Origin of the sequence: Tropicimonas sp. TH_r6 (assembly GCF_033101155.1) — a bacterium.
Lineage (GTDB): Bacteria > Pseudomonadota > Alphaproteobacteria > Rhodobacterales > Rhodobacteraceae > Tropicimonas.
This window is the reverse complement of record NZ_JAWMPX010000007.1, coordinates 133,195-151,119: the sequence shown is the minus strand read 5'-3', so window position 1 is coordinate 151,119 and position 17,925 is coordinate 133,195. Positions and strand designations below refer to the sequence as shown.

General features: G+C 64.2%; 16 protein-coding genes. 7 read left to right on the top strand and 9 right to left on the bottom strand.

All coding sequences use genetic code 11. The annotated features are described in order from the left end of the window. Positions 1-51 precede the first annotated feature (51 nt). From R3X27_RS09440 to R3X27_RS09425, 4 genes are all read right to left on the bottom strand, one after another. Positions 52-1,020 carry a DUF3179 domain-containing protein gene (locus R3X27_RS09440; protein WP_317708602.1) on the bottom strand — a complete coding sequence of 323 codons (969 nt, stop codon included), beginning with the start codon at positions 1,018-1,020 and terminating at the stop codon, positions 52-54. Between the two features lie 107 nt (positions 1,021-1,127). Continuing rightward, positions 1,128-2,480: an FAD-binding oxidoreductase gene (locus tag R3X27_RS09435; RefSeq protein ID WP_317708601.1), complete on the bottom strand. Its 1,353-nt coding sequence runs from the start codon at positions 2,478-2,480 to the stop codon at positions 1,128-1,130. A gap of 333 nt (positions 2,481-2,813) precedes the next feature. Then, positions 2,814-3,431, bottom strand: a complete 618-nt coding sequence (locus R3X27_RS09430; RefSeq protein ID WP_317708600.1) for a peptidylprolyl isomerase — start codon at positions 3,429-3,431, stop codon at positions 2,814-2,816. Beyond that, the gene (locus tag R3X27_RS09425) at positions 3,421-3,924 is read right to left on the bottom strand and encodes a peptidylprolyl isomerase (protein ID WP_317708599.1); all 504 of its coding nucleotides are present in this window, start codon (positions 3,922-3,924) and stop codon (positions 3,421-3,423) included. The genes R3X27_RS09430 and R3X27_RS09425 overlap by 11 nt, the downstream gene beginning before the upstream one ends. 147 nt (positions 3,925-4,071) lie before the next feature. Between R3X27_RS09425 and R3X27_RS09420 the strand changes: the two genes are divergently transcribed. The 3 genes from R3X27_RS09420 (at position 4,072) to R3X27_RS09410 (ending at position 8,115) form a co-directional block, all read left to right on the top strand. Beyond that, positions 4,072-5,247 (top strand): phosphoglycerate kinase, encoded by a 1,176-nt coding sequence (locus R3X27_RS09420; protein WP_317708598.1) that lies wholly within the window; start codon positions 4,072-4,074, stop codon positions 5,245-5,247. A 266-nt stretch (positions 5,248-5,513) separates the two neighbouring features. Beyond that, positions 5,514-6,752, top strand: a complete 1,239-nt coding sequence (locus tag R3X27_RS09415; RefSeq protein ID WP_317708597.1) for a hypothetical protein — start codon at positions 5,514-5,516, stop codon at positions 6,750-6,752. After that, complete coding sequence (locus tag R3X27_RS09410; protein ID WP_317708596.1) at positions 6,745-8,115, top strand: cytochrome P450; 1,371 nt, start codon at positions 6,745-6,747, stop codon at positions 8,113-8,115. The genes R3X27_RS09415 and R3X27_RS09410 overlap by 8 nt, the downstream gene beginning before the upstream one ends. Before the next feature lie 301 nt (positions 8,116-8,416). Here the strand turns inward: R3X27_RS09410 and R3X27_RS09405 are convergent, their stop codons facing one another. Together R3X27_RS09405 and R3X27_RS09400 are read right to left on the bottom strand one after the other, a co-directional pair. Continuing rightward, entirely contained in the window at positions 8,417-8,644 is a 228-nt protein-coding gene (locus R3X27_RS09405; protein WP_317708595.1) for a ribbon-helix-helix domain-containing protein, read from the bottom strand. Beyond that, positions 8,641-9,333 carry a Hint domain-containing protein gene (locus tag R3X27_RS09400; protein ID WP_317708594.1) on the bottom strand — a complete coding sequence of 231 codons (693 nt, stop codon included), beginning with the start codon at positions 9,331-9,333 and terminating at the stop codon, positions 8,641-8,643. Before R3X27_RS09400 ends, R3X27_RS09405 begins: the two co-directional genes overlap by 4 nt. Positions 9,334-9,639: 306 nt before the next feature. Between R3X27_RS09400 and R3X27_RS09395 the strand changes: the two genes are divergently transcribed. Both R3X27_RS09395 and R3X27_RS09390 read left to right on the top strand, forming a co-directional pair. After that, on the top strand, positions 9,640-10,248 hold the full coding sequence (locus R3X27_RS09395) for an NAD(P)H-dependent oxidoreductase (protein WP_317708593.1): 609 nt from the start codon (positions 9,640-9,642) through the stop codon (positions 10,246-10,248). Between the two features lie 3 nt (positions 10,249-10,251). Beyond that, positions 10,252-12,189 (top strand): monovalent cation:proton antiporter-2 (CPA2) family protein, encoded by a 1,938-nt coding sequence (locus R3X27_RS09390; protein ID WP_317708592.1) that lies wholly within the window; start codon positions 10,252-10,254, stop codon positions 12,187-12,189. Positions 12,190-12,336: 147 nt separating this feature from the next. On the opposite strand, the gene R3X27_RS09385 is transcribed toward R3X27_RS09390, so the two are convergent. The 3 genes from R3X27_RS09385 to R3X27_RS09375 all read right to left on the bottom strand — a co-directional run bounded on the left by R3X27_RS09385 (position 12,337) and on the right by R3X27_RS09375 (position 15,727). Beyond that, positions 12,337-13,641, bottom strand: coding sequence for a helix-turn-helix domain-containing protein (locus tag R3X27_RS09385; protein WP_317708591.1), 1,305 nt, complete (start codon positions 13,639-13,641; stop codon positions 12,337-12,339). A gap of 113 nt (positions 13,642-13,754) precedes the next feature. Further along, on the bottom strand, positions 13,755-14,990 hold the full coding sequence (gene hemA, locus R3X27_RS09380; RefSeq protein WP_317708590.1) for a 5-aminolevulinate synthase: 1,236 nt from the start codon (positions 14,988-14,990) through the stop codon (positions 13,755-13,757). 131 nt (positions 14,991-15,121) lie between these two features. Then, positions 15,122-15,727, bottom strand: a complete 606-nt coding sequence (locus tag R3X27_RS09375; RefSeq protein ID WP_317708589.1) for a 5-aminolevulic acid synthase — start codon at positions 15,725-15,727, stop codon at positions 15,122-15,124. A 133-nt stretch (positions 15,728-15,860) separates the two neighbouring features. Here R3X27_RS09375 and R3X27_RS09370 point away from each other — a divergent pair, with 133 nt between their 5' ends. Together R3X27_RS09370 and R3X27_RS09365 are read left to right on the top strand one after the other, a co-directional pair. After that, complete coding sequence (locus tag R3X27_RS09370; RefSeq protein WP_317708588.1) at positions 15,861-16,604, top strand: helix-turn-helix transcriptional regulator; 744 nt, start codon at positions 15,861-15,863, stop codon at positions 16,602-16,604. A gap of 296 nt (positions 16,605-16,900) precedes the next feature. Continuing rightward, positions 16,901-17,845, top strand: a complete 945-nt coding sequence (locus tag R3X27_RS09365) for an MBL fold metallo-hydrolase (protein WP_317708587.1) — start codon at positions 16,901-16,903, stop codon at positions 17,843-17,845. The last annotated feature ends 80 nt before the right edge of the window (positions 17,846-17,925 follow it).

Below are 17,925 nucleotides of genomic sequence, written 5' to 3'. Positions count from 1 at the left end.
TTTTTGCTAGCGATGGCTGGGGAGAGCTGGTTTCTCGCGGCCGCCCCCCTCTCATTTCAGCATCCATTCCCCCTCGGGATAGAAGGCATGGAACGCGAAGGCGAAAAGCACGTCATGCGGCACGTCCGTGCCATCTCCGTCCCTCACCCGGATCGAACCGACATCCCGCCCGCGCGCGATTGACTGGCTGTCCAGCGCGGAGGCCTGCCCCGCCCGCCAGCTCAGCACCAGTCCGGCCTCGCGGATCTCCTCGGCCCGCGCCAGCCGCGCCACCGGCCAGGCGCGGTCGCCGACCCGGACCACGCGGGCCAGTGGCGCGATGCCATGCGGCGGCAACTCGCCGCTATAGAGGAAGGGACGCGCGGAGCTGTCATAGCCGGAATAAGGGTTGCGCCCGTAGGACCGGTTATAGTCCGGCTCGGCCATGACCAACCCGTCGGGGTTGCGGCTGCGATACTCATCCCAGCTCTCCATCCAGCTCGGCATTTGCCGCAATTCGGTGCCCGTGTGGACGCCGACAATCCCCGTGCCGATGGCCTGCTGCCACCAGCTCTCGGTCTCGCGGTCAAACATGATCATGTCGGAGTTGCGCAGCTTGCCCGAGACGCCGAATTCCAGCACCTCGCCGCCAACCCGCCGATCGAAGGTCAGGCCGGAATTACACAGCGGGCAAAAGGTCACCGCCACCGGAATGCCGCCCACGCTGTCATTCACGATCTCATGCCAGGTCAGGTAGCGGATCGGGTAGGCGCGCGGCCGGGCACCCTCGATCTCGAGCGTGATCACCGGTTCGCGCCCGCCGATCCGGCTCTCCTGTGCGACCTCCATGAACCTCGGATCCGAAAGCGCCGGGATACCGTCCCGTGGCGGTCCGCCTGAGATGATCTCGACCCAGTTTTCGATGCTGGTCCGGGAAAAATCTGTCCGGGGCCATTCCTGTTTCCAGAAATCGGGATTGGCACTGGCGGCAAGCGGCGCGGCGCAGAGCGCGGCGGCGAGAAGCAACGGGGCGAGGCGCATGGGCTGTCCTTCCTGTTCGGCCTCTCCAGCCTGCCAGCGCAAGGCGCGCCTGCACAGCCCCGCTCACGCAGGCGTCACGGAATGCGTTTTCGCGTGAAGAGCCGCAATCAGAGCGAGGGGCCGCGCCGCAGCCGCGTCCCATCGGTGAACCGCGCATAGCGGAAGCGCGCGAGCCCGTGCTCCGGCCCCTGCCCCGTCACCATCCGCGCCAGCGCCCGGCCAACGCCCGGGCCAATGCCAAACCCGTGTCCGCTCATCCCCGTCGCCACGATCAGCCCCGGCAGGCCCGGCGCCCGGTCGATCACCGGGACGACATCAGGCATCGTGTCGATCATCCCGGCCCAGCTGTCGCGGACTATGGGCGTGCCGATGGAGGGAAATCTTTCAGCGAAGCGCGACAGCATCAGCCCGATATGATCGGCCACCGGCTCCGGCTCCAATACGCGCATCCGCTCGAAGGGCGTCTCCTCCTCGGCCGCCCAGCCGCGCGGGGTCCGCCAGGAATCGGGGAAACCGGTCGGCGCGCCCGGTTCCAGATCGGTATGGGCAAAGCTGTCCCGGATCAGCGGCATGTAGCGATGCAGGTGTCGCAGCGCGTCCGGCCCGAGGAAGAAACCATGCCGGTCGCCGAGCGCAAGCGTGTAACCGCCATCCTCCCGCCGACGCATTGCCAGCCCCTCATCGACCGAATTGCCGGGCGCGAAATCCGACATCGGATGGGTTTGCAACGCCGTGGCGCGGACCGAAAGCTGCGGCAGGTTCAGCCCGTGCGCGCGCAGGAAGAGCGAAGACCAGGCGCCGCCCGCCAGCACGACCTGGTCGCAGGCCACGCGCCCCGCCTCGGTCACAACGCCGCGAAGCTGCCCCCCGGCCAGCTCCAGCCGGCGTACGGCACAATTCTCGGCGATCCGGACCCCGACCGATTGCGCCAGCCGCGCCACCGCCGGCACGGCCTTCCACGGTTCGCCCCGTGCATCCGAGGGCGTGGTCACGCCGCCGATCCAGCGCTCGCGGGCGCGCCCTCCAAAGAGCGCAACCACCTCCCCGGCGTTCAGCATTCGCGACTGCAGACCATGACGCCGCGCCGTCTCGACCCACGTTTCGTAGCGCGCCAGGTCGGATTTTTGCGTGGTCAGGTAACTCACCCCGACCGTCCTCACCCCGCACGCCCCGTCCAGACGCGCATCGACCTCTTTCCAAAGTCTCAGCGCATCGATCATCAGCGGCAACTCGGCCTCGTCGCGCCCCTGTTGCCGGATCCAGCCCCAGTTGCGCGAGGATTGCTCGCCAGCCACCCGCCCCTTCTCGCAGAGCAGGACCGACTGCCCCGCTTCAGCGAGGTAAAGCGCGGTGAAAACGCCGATCACCCCGCCGCCGATAATGACCGTATCAACGGCGTCCGGCAGCGGGTCGTCGAAACGAATGGGGGTCTGAAGCGTGATGCGGGCTGTATCTGTCATGCGCCCGGTCTAGCGCGACGGGCTCGGCATTGGGAAGGTTGGAGGCGATGATATGGAGAGAAGCCCGGGCTGAAGCCTGACGTTTCCTGTGTGTGTGGTCAAAAAACGGACAAAAGGCAGGTATTCTACAGTCGCGACGGAGAGAATCTCGAGCTGTGCCTGCGCCGGACCGTGGGCTGGCACGGCGCCTTCGGCTCAACTCCGTGCCCGTTTGCGCTCTGTCCTGATCGCCGTTTCCAGCTCAAAGCGAAGCAAAACGCTGCGCAGAAACGCCAAAGAAAACGGCCGGCACACCCAGGGGTCTGCCGGCCGTTCTGTTTCGTTCGGGCGCCCTCAGCGCTCGACCGTGACCTTCACGATCCGGTCCGGGTTCTTCACCGCGCCATTGGCAGCAGAGCTTCCCTTCTTGATGGAATCGACCACGTCCATCCCGTCGATCACCCGCCCGACGACCGTGTACTGGCCGTTCAGATGCGGCGCGGGCGCGAACATGATGAAGAACTGGCTGTTGGCCGAGTTCGGGTTTTGCGAGCGCGCCATGCCGACAACACCCCGGTCGAAGGACACGTCCGAGAATTCCGCCGGCAGGTCGGGCTGGCTGGAGCCGCCTGTCCCGGCCTGGCGTGTGTCGCCCCCGGCCTTGCCGAACTGCACGTCGCCGGTCTGGGCCATGAAGCCGTCGATCACGCGGTGGAACACCACCTCGTCATACTCGCCGCCCTCGGCCAGCGACACCAGCCGGTCGGAATGCTTCGCGGCCACGTCGGGCAGCAGGTCGATCACAACCGTCCCGTTGGCCTCGCCGGCAATCTCCAGAACCAGGTTCGGGCCGGGCCCGTCCTCGGCTGCCATCGCGGGCGATACAGCGCCCAGCTCGACAGCGGCATAGCCCAGCACGAGCGAAACCCCGGCGGCAAAGATCCCGCCTGCGATCCAGCGATCACGCGACATCGGCAGCCACCTTCACGGAGATCATTGTGTCCGGCTTCGCGGGCGGCTCGCCACGGGTGATCGCATCGACGTGCTCCATACCCTCGATGACCCGGCCATACACGGTGTATTGGCCGTTGAGGAAGTCATTGTCGGAGAAGTTGATGAAGAACTGCGAATTGGCCGAATCCGGGCTCTGGGATCGGGCCGCGCCAAGCGTGCCGCGCGCGTGAGGCAGCTTGGAGAATTCCGCCGGCAGGTCCGACAGCTCGGAGCCGCCGCGGCCAGCCATGCGGATATCGCCGGTCGACTTGCCGAACTGCACATCGCCCGTCTGGGCCATGAAGCCCTCGATCACGCGGTGAAAGACCACACCGTCATAGGCGCCAGAACGGGCCAGCTCCTTCATGCGCTCCGAATGCTTCGGCGCGACGTCCGCCAGCAGCTCGATCACCACGTTGCCTTCTTTCAGCTCGATGATGACGGTGTTTTCCGGATCCTTGATCTCGGCCATGTCTCGTTCCTTCCTTCTTTCGCATGGCGGGTATGCCTCCCGCGCTGTCGGCGCGACCCTAAACCGCGTTAGCGGAAACCGAAACCCCATAGCTGCGCGTTAGCGCTTGCGGTATTGCAACGGCAACTTCATCCAAGGAGCATTCTCATGAGCTGGAAGACCCTCGACGACATGGACATGGCCGGCAAGACAGTGCTGATCCGCGTCGACATCAACGTCCCCGTCAAGGATGGCGTCGTCACCGATACGACCCGCATCGACCGCATTGTGCCCACCGTCAAGGACGTCCTTGCCGCTGGCGGCAAGCCGGTGCTGATGGCCCATTTCGGCCGCCCCAAGGGCCAGGTTGTCCCGGAATTGAGCCTGGGCCAGATCGTTCCGGCGCTGGAAGCCGCCTTCGGCCAGCCGGTCAAGTTCGCTGCCGAGAATTTCGAAGCCGCTGCCGCCAACCTCAAGGATGGCGAGATCCTGCTGCTCGAAAACGTACGTTTCTTCCCCGAAGAGACCAAGAACGACCCCGAATTCGCGGCCAAGCTGGCGAAGCTCGGCGATATCTATGTCAATGACGCCTTCTCCTGCGCCCACCGCGCCCATGCCACGACCGAAGCCATGGCTCGCGCCCTGCCCGCCGCTGCCGGCCGTCTTATGGCCGCCGAGCTCTCGGCGCTGGAAGCCGCCCTCGGGACGCCCGAGCGCCCCGTCGTCGCTGTTGTCGGCGGTGCCAAGGTCTCGACCAAGTTGGAGCTGCTCTCCAACCTGATCGAGAAGGTCGACCATCTCGTCATCGGTGGCGGCATGGCCAACACCTTCCTTGTTGCCAAGGGCGTCGAGATCGGCACCTCGCTGGCGGAGCGCGACATGGCCGACACCGCCCGCGCGATCCTCGAGAAGTCCGAGACAACCGGCTGCACGATCCACCTGCCGATCGACATCGTCGTTGCTGGTGAGTTCGCGACCGGCGCTGCCAACGAGACCCTGCCTGTCGACCAATGCCCGGCCGACAAGATGATCCTCGATGCGGGCCCGGCCACGGTTGAAGCTCTCAAAGGCGTTTTCGCCGCGTGCAAGACCCTGATCTGGAACGGCCCGCTGGGCGCTTTCGAGATCGAGCCTTTCCACAAGGGCACCTTCGACGCAGCTCTTGCGGCAGCCGCTCTGACCGCCGAGGGCAAGCTGAAGACGGTGGCCGGTGGCGGCGACACGGTTTCGGCACTCAACAAGTCGGGTGCGGCCGAGAACTTCACCTATATCTCCACCGCCGGTGGCGCCTTCCTCGAATGGATGGAAGGAAAGGAACTGCCCGGCGTCGCCGCTCTCGGCTGATCCGGAGAAGACCAGGACGCGGAAGGCCGGGCTGATTGCCCGGCCTTTTTCGTGCGCGGCCCCGGGTGAGACAGCTGGATCGGAGCGGCGGCGCTCGGTTTAATTCCTGCCTGCCGGTTCTCCACCGCACCGATCCCTGCCCCAGACACAGTCTGAAGCCGGATTTCCGGCCGGCAGGGTGACCCAAACAGACCCCGGCCTGCATCATTGTCGCCATCGCGCGAACCGCTCTTCAAATCCGCCCCGTTGCATGACTAGAAGTGGCGATGAACCAGACCCTGCCCGCCGAGAGAACCGCCGCGGGGCCCGTGCGCCGCCGCCGGGTGATCTACGTGCCGGGCTATGACCCGTTCCACGCCCGCCGCTATCGCGAGCTTTACCGGACGGAAGCGCGCGACCAGGCCGCCATCTCCGGCTATTCCATCGAGATCGAAGGGCAGAACGGACGCGACCTCTATTCCTGGCATGTGACCGGCGAGATCGAGGGAGCGCGGGTCGAGGCTGACATCTCGCTGCTGGCCTGGTCCGATATCGTCAAGGGGTCGATGGAGCGTGGTCTTTTCCAGACCTATCTGCAGGCCGTGCGCACGCTCTGGGTCTATGGCCGCTCCGGCGCGCTGCGCGGCGTGATGCGCCTGAGCAAGGGGCCGGGCATCGCGGCGCTCTACCCGGCGACATTCCTGACGCTGCAGATGCTGATTGCCTTGCTGGCCGCGTGGAGCATCGGCTGGGCGATCGCGCTTGTCGCGCCCTGGTGGGCGGGGCTGGCCGGGCTGCTGGCCGTGCGTCCGGTCCTGAGCTTCTTCGCGCGGCATGACAATCTCATCCTCGCCCGCTACCTGCTTCACAATTATGCCTTTTCCTCCGAGATCGGCGGCGCCAACCCGCCCGCGCTCGAAGCCCGCATTGAGGAGTTCGAGGAGGTGCTGGCCGAGGCCATGGCGGGCAATTTCGACGAGGTGCTGGTCGTCGCCCATTCCTCTGGCGCCCATATCGCCGTCTCCATGCTGTCGGACCTGATCCGCGGCGGGCGTGCGCCGGAAGGCGGGCCGGTGCTCTCCCTGCTCACGGTCGGACAGGTGATCCCGATGGTCTCGCTGCTGCCGACAGCGGCGCGGCTGCGCGCGGATCTGAACTTCCTCTCCGCCTCCGACCGGTTGACCTGGATCGACGTCACCGCGCCCGGTGATGGCTGCGCCTTCGCGCTGACCGACCCGGTGGCCGTCTCCGGCGTCGCCCCGGAAAACCAGCGTTGGCCGCTCATTCTCTCCGGCGCCTTCACCCAGACCCTGAGCCCGGAACGCTGGAAGGAACTGCGCTGGCGCTTCTTCCGCCTGCATTTCCAATATCTCTGCGCCTTCGACCGGCCGAACGATTACGACTATTTCCGCATCACCGCCGGCCCGCAAACGCTGGCCCAGAGGCTGGGGCATCGCAAGCCGAGCCCGAGCGCCAAGCGCGATGTGGTGTCGAAACAACGGACGATGGAGCTGCGCGATGTCTGACCGCCTGCCGCCCAAACCGCGGGCGCGCGCCGAGAAGGTCTCGCTGCTGCGCTATCTGCGGCTGTTCCGGCAGGATATCCTCTCGGCCCAGCCCGAAAAGCTCTACCGCGCCTGGATGGCCGAGTTCCGCACGCCCTTCTTCCGCTCTTTCATGATCAACCAGCCGGACCTGATCAAACGCGTGCTCAACGAGCGGCCCGACGATTTTCCGAAATCCGACCGGGTCCGCGAGGGGCTTGCGCCGCTGCTCGGCAATTCCGTCTTCATCACCAATGGCGAGACCTGGAAACGCCAGCGCCGCATCATCGACCCGGCCTTCGAGGGCGGACGGCTGCGCGCGGCCTTCCCGGCGATGTGGGAAGCGACCGAAGCGGCCGTGGCCCGGCTCTCGGCGCGGGCCGGCACGGGGCCTGTCGAGATCGAGGCGGAGACAAGCCACGCCGCGGCAGACGTGATCTTCCGAACGCTCTTCTCCATCCCCATCGACCACACCGTCGCGGCCGAGGTCTTCGAGGAGTTCCGCGCCTACCAGCGCACCCAGCCTCTGGTCAATATCGCCGCCTTCCTGCCGATCCCGCGCTGGTTTCCGCGCTTCCACGGGCGGGCCACACGCCGGAGCGCCGAGCGGATTCGCGGGCTAATCGCGCAGCTGACCGAGGACCGGAAGGCCGAAATCGCGGCGGGCACAGCGCCGGACGATCTCGCGACCAAGATCATGACCACGCCCGACCCGGTCACCGGCGAGATCTTCGAGGCATCGGAAATGGTCGACCAGGTGGCGATCTTCTTTCTCGCCGGACATGAGACCTCTGCCTCCGCGCTGGCCTGGGCGCTCTATCTGCTCGGCACCAATCCGGAGGTGCAGGAGCGTGTCGCCGCGGAAGCGCTCGCGGCCATCGACCCCAGGCTGCCCCGGTTCTCGATGGTTTCGAAGATGGGCTACACGCGCGATGTCTTCCGCGAGACGCTGCGGCTCTACCCGCCGGTGCCGATGATGGTGCGCGAGACCTCGAAGGCCGAGCGTTTTCGCGACCGCGACGTGCCCGAGGGCAGCCAGGTCGTTCTCTCGCCCTGGCATCTCCACCGCCAGCCGCGCCTCTGGGAAAACCCGGACGCCTTCGATCCCAGCCGATGGAAGTCGGAGAATGGGAAGGCCTGCCAGCGCGAAGCCTATATTCCCTTCTCTTCCGGTCCGCGCGTCTGCACCGGCGCGGGGTTTGCCATGCTGGAAGGGGTGCTGCTGCTGGGTATGCTGGTGCGAAACTTCCACATCACACCGGTCGCGGGGCGGGAGCCAGTGCCGGTGGCACATCTGACAGTGCGGGCGAAAGACGGGATCTGGCTGGAGCTGCACCCGCGCTGACCGCAGGGCCGGTTCGGCAGGTCAGGCGTGGTGCGGATTGTGCGGCTCTAAAGCTTCGAACGGATTGTCGCGCAATTGCAGATCATGACAACGCGACACCCGCTGCTGCGCGACAGGCACCCTTGTGGCTGCATGGTACGACTGAATTCCGCATGGGCTTGGGTCTGGTCGGACAGGCGCGGAGCGCCGCGAATGACACCGCCCTGCCGGGCCGGTTTCGCGTTCAACAAGCGGAGCATCCCCTGCTCCGGCGTCAGATTCGCAGCCATGGTACACATGGCACCAGCTTGAGGCAGAGCGGTTAATCCTCTCCTAACCGGAGCTGATAATCCTTCAGCACGTAGAGACGGATCGCCGAGGCCAACCCCATCTCCAGCCCCCGCTCACGGTCGATCCGCGCAGCGAGCGCGTTGATCGTCTGTCCCTGACGTTGGGCGATGGCGCGAAAGGCGCGCCAGAATTCGTCTTCCAGTGAGACCGAGGTCCGGTGCCCGGACAGGGTCAGCGAATGTTTGACCGGCCGGCTCACCGCGCCCGCTCCGCCCGTAGCCGCGCCTCTGGTCCGAACAGGTCCAGATCATGTTCGAGCCCCGGAAAACGAGCAAGAATTTCCGCGCGTTGGCTGCTATTCGCCGGTTCCGGTTCCAGCACGTTGGGATGAAAGCTCTCGATGGCCAGCCCGTCCGCGGCAAGGATCGCGTGCCGGTCGAGCAGGAGCTGAACATAGGTGACCGGGCGGGCCGGCCCGACCTGGATGCCCTTCAACCCGACCATCTCGCGCGCTTCGATCAGCACACCTTCCGGCGGGCCGCCCGGCAGATTGAGCAGGATCCCGGCCAGTGGCGACAGGCGCAGCTCCAGATGCGGGCTTCCTCCGGCAAGCGCATTGCGCGGAACCAGGACCGGCGCAAGCGCGGGTTGTTCGGCCATCTGCCGCATGCTCAGGGCGCGACGGCCAACCCATTGCAGCGGCAAGGCGCCATGATCGACGGTAAGGACAAGGTCGCCCCGCTCGAGAAGCCCGGCCGCGCGCGGCCCCTGCGGTGTCATGACCCGGGCCTCGGCCGAAAGCGCCGTCTGCAACCAGGCGCCGGCGACCACCGGCATCTGCGGGATATCGCTCCGCTCGTCATGGCTCAACAGGTACGGACGCGGCTGCTGACGCGGCACGTTTATGGGGCGGGATCGCCCGAAAGCCTTCCTGGGGACATTCTCCATGCCCGGTATCGTCCAATCTGCCTCAATCCGCACTTTCGGCGGCGGCGTCTGATGCGCCGTTTTTGCAGGAAACAGACTCCCCGCAATGAGGCAGTCTGACAATCGCGGAACAGGCAAAAAAACCGTTTGTGACAGAATTGCATTGGACGCACGCGCGGCGGCCGGCTCACCGCTCGATCCACAAGCGGAACCGATGCCCAATTTGGAAAGTGTTTTCGGATTCCACGACCAATCCGCACCCTGCGAAATCTCGACAGACTTCCCCTCACCCGATACGCAGAGAGGACAAGCGACAGGATAGACATCATGGCCCGCGTTCTGCTCCTCTATGCCCATCCCGGGCATCGGCATAGCCACGTCAACCGCGCGATGTTCCGCGCCGCACAAGCCATCGAGGGGATCACCGCCGTCGATCTCTACGCCCGCTATCCCCGTTTCGACATACGCATCGACGCGGAACAGGCGCAGCTGCTGGAGCATGACATCCTGCTCTTCCAATACCCCGTCTTCTGGTATTCCTCGCCCGCGCTGGTCAAGGAATGGCTGGACCTGGTGCTGGAGCACGGCTTTGCCTATGGCCATGACGGCACGCAACTGGCTGGCAAGCGGATGATGCTGGCGGTCTCCGCCGCCGGACCCGAGGAGGCCTATTCTTCTTCGGGCTACCAGAATTTCCCGCTCCGCACCTTCCTCGCGCCGATGGAACAGACGGCCACGCTCTGCAAGATGGATTTCACGCCGCCATACGTGCTGTACCACGCGCTGAAGGCGCCAAAGGACGGCGCGCTGGACGCCCATGTCGCGGGCTATGTCCAGCTGCTCGAAGCGCTGCGTGATGATCGCTACGATTTCGATGCTGCCAGCGCCCGCGACTGTGTCACCCGGGACACCCTGCCCCTTCACGCGGAGGCCTGAGCCATGGACTCCTTCCTTCTGACCGCCTTTCTCTTCCTCTGCGCCGGTGCGATTGCCGTTCCCATCGCGACCCGCCTCGGGCTTGGCTCGGTGCTGGGTTACCTGATCGCCGGTATCGTGCTTGGCCCGGTCCTGTCGACGCTGGGTGTCGATGTCGTCGGGCTCCAGCATTTCGCAGAGTTCGGCGTGGTGATGATGCTCTTTCTCGTCGGGCTGGAACTGGAGCCGCGCCTGCTCTGGGAGATGCGCGCACGGCTGCTCGGGCTCGGCGGGCTGCAGGTGGCTGGCACCACGGGGTTGATCATGGGGGCGGCGATCCTGTTCGGCCAACCCTGGACGATCGCGCTGGCAACTGGCCTTGTCCTTGCCTTAAGTTCGACCGCCATCGTCTTGCAAACGCTCAATGAAAAAGGCTTGATGAAAAGCGATGGCGGACAGGCGAGCTTCTCCGTTCTGCTGTTTCAGGACATCGCCGTCATCCCGATGCTGGCGCTGATCCCACTGCTGGCCCTGCCGGAGCTGACCGAACATGCCAGCGCCGCCGCGCAGCACGGCGGCGATGCCCATGGCGACGGCCATGGTCTCAGCCTGAACATCACCGAAGGCCTGCCCGGCTGGGCCACGGCCCTGGTCACGCTCGCCGCCATCGCCGCCGTGATCGGCATCGGCTCCTGGCTCACGCGCCCGCTCTTCCGCTATATCGCCATGGCAAATCTCCGCGAGCTCTTCGTCGGTGCCGCGCTCTTGCTGGTCATCGGCATCGCCCTGCTCATGACCATCGTCGGCCTCTCCCCGGCCCTCGGCACCTTCCTCGCCGGCGTTGTGCTGGCCAATAGCGAGTATCGCCACGAGCTTGAAAGCGATATCGACCCGTTCCGAGGGCTGCTGCTCGGCGTGTTCTTCATGACCGTCGGCGCACTGATCGATTTCGAGCTGCTCTTCAGCGAGTTCGCGACCATTCTCGGCATGACCTTCGGGGTGATGCTGTTGAAAGCCGCCGTGCTCTTCGCGCTCGCCCTCGCCTTCCGCCTGAGGGGGGCCGACCGCAGCCTCTTCTCGCTCGGCTTGGCCCAGGCCGGTGAGTTCGGCTTCGTGCTGCTCTCCTTCACCGTCGCCAACAACGTGCTCCCGGAAGCACTCGCCGACAGGCTGCTGCTCGTCGTGGCGCTGTCCATGCTCTTCACCCCGGCGCTCTTCGTCCTCTACGACCGCGTACTCGCGCCCCGAACGGTCGAGACGCAGAGCCGCGAGGCGGACGAGATCGACGACGAGGCCGGGATCGTTATTGCCGGCTATGGCCGTTTCGGCGGCGTGATCAACCGGATGCTGCGGGCCAACGGGTTCGAGACGGTCGTGCTCGATTTCAGCTCCGAACAGCTCGAGATCCTGCGGTCCTTCGGAAACAAGGTCTTCTACGGCGATGCAACACGCCCGGACCTGCTCCATGCTGCCGGGATCGGCGAGGCGAAACTCTTCATCATCGCCATCGACGACAAGGAACAGATCACCGGGCTTGTCCATTACATGCGCGAGCATCACCCGCAGGTGCATGTGATCGCCCGCGCCATCGACCGCCACCATGTCTACGAGCTGTATGCTGCCGGTTGCCGCGACATCATCCGCGAGACGTTCGACTCCTCGGTGCGGGCAGCCCGTTCGGCGCTCGAAGCGCTCGGGCTACATCCCTTCGAGGCGGAACTGCGCGCCAAGAGCTTCACCCAGAGCGACCGCAAACGGCTGGCCGAGCTCGCGGAGATCTATGACCCGGAGACCCCGGTGCATCTCAACGAAGCCTATGTCGCGCGAAGCAAGCAGGCCTCCGAGGAAGAACGCGAGGAGCTCTCCGGAAAGACCAGGCAGTTTTCCAACCGGGCCAGCCGGGGCTGGGTTCCGCCAACGCTGGAGGACCTGGAAGCAGAGATAGAGATGGGGGAGGACTGACGGCAGCACCGCGCCGAGACTCTGGACAGGCGCCGTGCCATCGGCGCAAACGCCCGAACTCTGCTATTTGGCGACAATTGTGATGGGTGCATCACCCAGCTTGCCCGGAACCAGTGTCGGGGCGGGCGCAGGCCGGCGATCCGCGCTTTATTCCTGCGCTGAGGTGTCTACCGGGCTGGGCTCGGGCGACAGCATCGCTTCGGCCACGGCAACAGCCTTCTGAGCATCAGAGCCATCGCTCGCCTCGGCCACCGTGTAGCTGTCGGTCAGCGCGGCGGAGTTCAGCGCGATCTTGTCGACCACGGCACCGTTGGAACCGGCCGGCCCATAGGTCACGCCATTGACCGCGAAATAGACAGCGCCGGCCGCCCCTGTGCGCAGGGTCGGCGGCTCCTCGGTCTGGGGAACGACATATGTGTCGCCCGGATTGAGGATCTTTTCAAAAATGGTCGAACCGTCAGCTGCGCGCACACGCACCCAGGCCGGACGGACAGCAACCAGCACAACTTCCGGCACATCCTCGGTGACACGCGGCGTTGCCGGTCCATCGAAAACGGCCTCGGCGACGGCAGCGTCGATGGCGTTGCCCAGACCGGGATCCGGCCGCAAGCCGGTTTCTCCGGGCTGCACGGCGGCAACGCGCGCGCCCCGCGCACTTGCGGAGGCAACACCGGCCAAGGCACCAACATCGCGCGGATCAAGTGCTGCGATCGGGCCGTCGCGCGCAGTCATGACGGGACGGTCCAGCGTCTGGGGACGATAGAGCCGGTCCAGCGAATCAACGGGAGCGCCCGAGGCAACCTCGACCGCTTCATCTTCGGCGTCTTCGGGGCGTTTGACATCGGCAAGCGGGTCGACGACGGCCACGGCCGTCGGCGCGCGTTCAACCGGGGTCACGTTGACGCGCTGGATTTCCTGCAGGACGGACCAGCCGCCATAGGAAACAGCGCCGATCAGCGCCAGCAAAACCAGTGTCGACCCGATGGCGCGCGGCTCCAGGCTGGTCAGCGGGCTTACAGGCTTGGGGGCAAAGGAGACGCGGGGATCCTTGAACGGGTCATAGCCCTCGGACTTGCCGCCCGCGGATTTGCGATAAACAGGCTTTGTGGAGGCGGGGGCAGCCAGCTTGTCGGCTGTGGAATGAGCGACGAAACTGGATTCGCGGCAGAATGTCTCAAACGCCCATTCCGGGTCGAGACCGAGATAGCGGGAATAGGAGCGCACGTAGCCGGCAACGAAACCTGGGGTTTCGAAAGCACTCGGATCCGAATTTTCGATAGCCGCAATGAAGGATGCTTTGATCTTGAGCTCGCGCTGGACGTCGAGGAGCGATTTGCCCATCGTTGCGCGTTCACCGCGCATCACATCGCCAAGGCGAAGATCGAAGTCGTCAAAGCCCTTCGGCGGAGATTGCCCTTCCTCCACCTTGGGCGGCTCGTTGCGCCCAATCATCTGCCCGTCCCCATACGCGTCAATTGTTGTCCCCACATCCGGATGATTCGACGACTCACCCGACGTTACCGCGAAATTAACACAGCGAGGTTAACCTTGCACTTGCTGATAGCTCAGGCGGACAATTCTTGGCGGTTAAGCGCGCATTGTGACCACAGGTTGTCCATCGCGCGCACAAGACCATCCAGCATATCGGGCGTGTGGACGGGCGACGGCGTAAAGCGCAACCGCTCGGTTCCGCGCGCCACGGTCGGGAAGTTGATCGGCTGCACATAGATGCCGAAATCTTCCAGAAGCATGTCGGAGAGCTGCTTGCAGTGAACCGGGTCCCCCACCATGACCGGCACGATATGGCTGCCATGATCGATGATCGGCAGGCCCATGGCCTTCAGGCGGGTCTTGAGGATCTTCGCGTGGAGCTGCTGCGTGTCGCGCAGCGCCTGATCGGTCTTGAGATGCTTCACCGACGCCGCGGCACCGGCGGCCACGGCCGGCGGCAGCGAGGTGGTGAAGATGAAGCCCGGCGCGTAAGAGCGGATGGCATCACACATTTTCGCGCTTGCCGCGATATAGCCGCCCATCACTCCATAGGCCTTGGCGAGCGTACCGTTGATGATGTCGAGACGGGCCATCAGCCCATCGCGTTCGGCCACCCCTGCCCCGCGCGGGCCATACATGCCAACCGCGTGGACCTCGTCGATATAGGTCAGCGCATCAAACTCGTCCGCCAGGTCGCACAGCGCCTCGATCGGACCGAAATCGCCATCCATCGAATAGATCGACTCGAAGGCAATCAGCTTGGGCGCCGCCGGATCGTCCGCTTCCAGCAGCTCGCGCAGATGCTCGACATCATTGTGACGGAAGATCCGCTTGGCGCCGCCATTGCGGCGCACGCCTTCGATCATCGAGGCGTGGTTGAAGGCGTCCGAATAGATGATCAGGCCCGGCAGCAGCTTCGGCAGCGTCGAAAGTGTCGCATCATTGGCGATATAGGCGGAGGTGAAGATCAGCGCCGCTTCCTTGTGGTGCAGATCGGCCAGTTCCGCTTCCAGCCGCTTGTGATAGACAGTGGTGCCCGAGATATTGCGCGTCCCGCCCGAGCCGGCGCCCGTGGCCGCAAGGGCCTCCTCCATCGCTGCCAGAACGACCGGATGCTGCCCCATGCCGAGATAGTCGTTGCCACACCAGACGGTGATGTCTTTTTCCGTTCCGTCCGGACGGGTCCAGACCGCATGCGGGAAATTCCCCTTGCGCCGTTCGATATCGATGAAGGTACGATAGCGTCCTTCCTCGTGCAGCTTCTCGATGGAGGCGTCGATAGCGGCGGCATAGCGAGCTTTGTTGGTCACCTGGGTTTCCCTCGGTCTATTGGTCGTTGTTCGCGCATTGATCAGTATTCAATCACAGTATCGAGGGACTTGCACTTTGACATGGCGCAAATTGCCGCTCACTTTCCGCAATATGAATATGTTTTATGCACTCACTGGTCTGCGATGACAATCCGGCAATCCGCATTTCCCTTGGCCTTGGCCTGGGCGTTGCAGGCCGAAAGCGCCCGGCCACCATCGCCCCGGTCCATCCCGAAGAAGCCCGTGCTGGGCGAAACCGCCATCGCCTTGGGCGCCTTGAGCTTGCGGTATTTCTTGTCGAAGGCCTGAGTCGCCTCCGCGGAGAGCGTCAGCTGCCGGCTCTTGTATCGCTTCGGAAGGACGGTTGCGAGGATGACGCAAGGCTCGCCAGTCGTCCGGCGCGCATTGCAGATGGCAAGTGCGGCCTTCTGAGCGTCTTGCGCCGAGTGGTAGTTGCTCACATTGGCGACCAGATTGGAGGATTGAGGCTCCATCGGCGACACCGCGATCGCGCCGTAATAAGGCATCATCGCCGCGCCCTGCTTGAGGACCTTCTGCAGGTTCTTGTCGAGCCAGTCGAGTTCGACGACCTGGGCGGTCGAGCCCTTGCCGAACAGCATCTTCTTGGCCGACTTGCTGTCGACGGTCTGGGCCAGGGCGGTGGAGGCCGAAAGGGCCAGGGCGCCGGCCAGGATCGGGGCCGCAAAACGGGCAAAGTCAAATTCGCGCTTGAACATTCAGGTGTCTCCCTCGTTTGCGCGCAATCTACGTCCAGCCCTCGGCCTTGTCGAGCCGCCACGACGCCGGGCCGACGGGCTGGCCAGTACATGATTTCGTGATACGGTGCGGGCATGTATTTGGAGAACCGTCATGACGATTACCTTGCTGGAGCACATCGCGCGCGTGAAGCCGATCACGCAGACCGACCGGCTCTGGGAGGTGACGCGCGACTACTACTATGCCAACGGCGCCCGGATGATTGCCTACAGGCACTTTATCGGCCGACCGGAGCATGAGCCGCCCGAGAGAATGACGGTCCGGCATGAAGGGTTTCCCGAAGAACTCGTCGAACGGCTATTCCAGAAACAGTTGGTGCTGGTAAACCCGATCCCGGAACTGGCCAGCCGCACGGCAGATCCTTTCTTCTGGTCCGACATCCCTTCCATGACCGAGTTGCTCGACAAGGAAGAAGCCTTTCTCGACACGCTGAAGGAGATGCAGATCGGCGACGGGCTGGCGATCCAGGTCTTCGGACCGAGTTCACGCAATGGCATCTTCAATATCGGCTTCGGAGGAGACCGGCCCGACCTCGACATGCGTGCGCTCAAGGAACTGCAACTGGCCGGGCAGCTCAGCCATCTCGCCTATATCCGCATGACGCCGGATTACATGCCCTCTGCCCACGGGACCGTGGCGATGACCGACCGGGAACGTGAGGTGCTGGAATGGATCGCGCGCGGCAAGTCGAACTCCGTGATCGCCGAGATCCTCGGGATCTCCGCGCATACGGTCGATACCCATGTCCGCCGGATCTTTCGCAAGCTCGATGTCAATGACCGCACCACCGCAGCGGTCAAAGGGCTGGGCGCGGGGCTGTTCCCCTCGGCGGCCTGAGGCGGGACATTCGAGATCGATGTCAGGTCGCGCCCGCCATGAAAGGCGCCCACTGAAGCGGTTTTGAGCCGCGATCGGACGTTCTCATGAACATCTTTGACCAACTGCTTTGCCGACCTTGCAGACATCCGAGATGCTCTCGCGGATGTCGGTTCTCGGATTGAATCGGTTTTCAGCCGAGAAAGTTAACGCTTGGTCCGACGAGACAGACGCCCCTATGCTGACCTTGGTCCCGCCAAATTGGAAACAACGGCAGACTGCTCTGCAAATTGGCTGGGGCATATGGGAGGACTCAATTGACTTACGGTAACATTACTCATCTTCATCGCCGCCGCTTTCTGGCTCTGTCCGCCGGTGCCGCTGCCATGCCATTCATGCCCAGGTCAGGATGGGCTTTTGGGTCAGAAACGCATTCAACCATGGTCGGTGACGTCGAACTCACGGTGATCAGCGATGGCCACCTCACAATTCCGTCGGGTGTACTGGCGCCGAATGCACCGAAGGAAGAATTCGAGGCCTTCATGACGGGCATCATGGGCTCGGTCCCGGAAACGGTTCAGCCCGAGACCAACCATGCGTTGCTGCGCGTTGGAGGCGAGACAATCCTGATCGACAACGGGTCCGGCAAGAAGTTTCAGCCGACCGCGGGAAAACTGCTGGAAAACCTTAAAATCAATGGGATTGATCCCGCCTCGATAGAAAAGGTCATATTCACACATGCCCATCCAGACCATGTCTGGGGCACGCTTCTGGACGATGGCTCGCTCGCTCTGCCCAATGCCACGTATTATGTCGGCGAAACGGAGTTTGGTTTCTGGATCAATCCTGAGACCGAAGGGATGATGCCTGATGATCTAAAGGCGTTCGCCCAAGGTGCGCGGCGCGATCTCATGGCTGTTCAGGACCGAGTTCAACTGGTCAAGGAAGGCGACAGCATCGCTGCCGGCGTAAGTGTGCTGGACACGCCGGGACATACACCGGGCCATATCTCTGTTCTTGTCGATGGCGGTGACGGTCTCGTCATCACCGGCGATGCGGTTGCCAGCGAGTTCCTGAGTGTCCAGCATCCAGATTGGGCCTTCGGGTTCGATTCGATCCCGGATATGGCCGTTGCCAGTCGAAAGGCTCTTCTGGATCGGGTGGCGACCGATGGACACCGAGTCTTGGGGTATCACTTCGCCTATCCGGGAATTGGCAACATCGAAAAGTCCTCCGAGGGATACCGCTTCACGTCATCCTGATCATCCGTTGTCCGGTTCCGCTTTGGGACCAGACCTGCACAGAGAACATGTCTGCTCACGTCTGCAGCCAACCGGACATT

What these genes read in the sequence shown, in the direction of transcription:
- R3X27_RS09440 (WP_317708602.1), bottom strand. Translation starts at nt 1,020, where the DNA reads ATGCGCCTCGCCCCGTTGCTTCTCGCCGCCGCGCTCTGCGCCGCGCCG.
- R3X27_RS09435 (WP_317708601.1), bottom strand. Translation starts at nt 2,480, where the DNA reads ATGACAGATACAGCCCGCATCACGCTTCAGACCCCCATTCGTTTCGAC.
- R3X27_RS09430 (WP_317708600.1), bottom strand. Translation starts at nt 3,431, where the DNA reads ATGTCGCGTGATCGCTGGATCGCAGGCGGGATCTTTGCCGCCGGGGTT.
- R3X27_RS09425 (WP_317708599.1), bottom strand. Translation starts at nt 3,924, where the DNA reads ATGGCCGAGATCAAGGATCCGGAAAACACCGTCATCATCGAGCTGAAA.
- R3X27_RS09420 (WP_317708598.1), top strand. Translation starts at nt 4,072, where the DNA reads ATGAGCTGGAAGACCCTCGACGACATGGACATGGCCGGCAAGACAGTG.
- R3X27_RS09415 (WP_317708597.1), top strand. Translation starts at nt 5,514, where the DNA reads ATGAACCAGACCCTGCCCGCCGAGAGAACCGCCGCGGGGCCCGTGCGC.
- R3X27_RS09410 (WP_317708596.1), top strand. Translation starts at nt 6,745, where the DNA reads ATGTCTGACCGCCTGCCGCCCAAACCGCGGGCGCGCGCCGAGAAGGTC.
- R3X27_RS09400 (WP_317708594.1), bottom strand. Translation starts at nt 9,333, where the DNA reads ATGGAGAATGTCCCCAGGAAGGCTTTCGGGCGATCCCGCCCCATAAAC.
- R3X27_RS09395 (WP_317708593.1), top strand. Translation starts at nt 9,640, where the DNA reads ATGGCCCGCGTTCTGCTCCTCTATGCCCATCCCGGGCATCGGCATAGC.
- R3X27_RS09390 (WP_317708592.1), top strand. Translation starts at nt 10,252, where the DNA reads ATGGACTCCTTCCTTCTGACCGCCTTTCTCTTCCTCTGCGCCGGTGCG.
- R3X27_RS09385 (WP_317708591.1), bottom strand. Translation starts at nt 13,641, where the DNA reads ATGATTGGGCGCAACGAGCCGCCCAAGGTGGAGGAAGGGCAATCTCCG.
- R3X27_RS09375 (WP_317708589.1), bottom strand. Translation starts at nt 15,727, where the DNA reads ATGTTCAAGCGCGAATTTGACTTTGCCCGTTTTGCGGCCCCGATCCTG.
- R3X27_RS09370 (WP_317708588.1), top strand. Translation starts at nt 15,861, where the DNA reads ATGACGATTACCTTGCTGGAGCACATCGCGCGCGTGAAGCCGATCACG.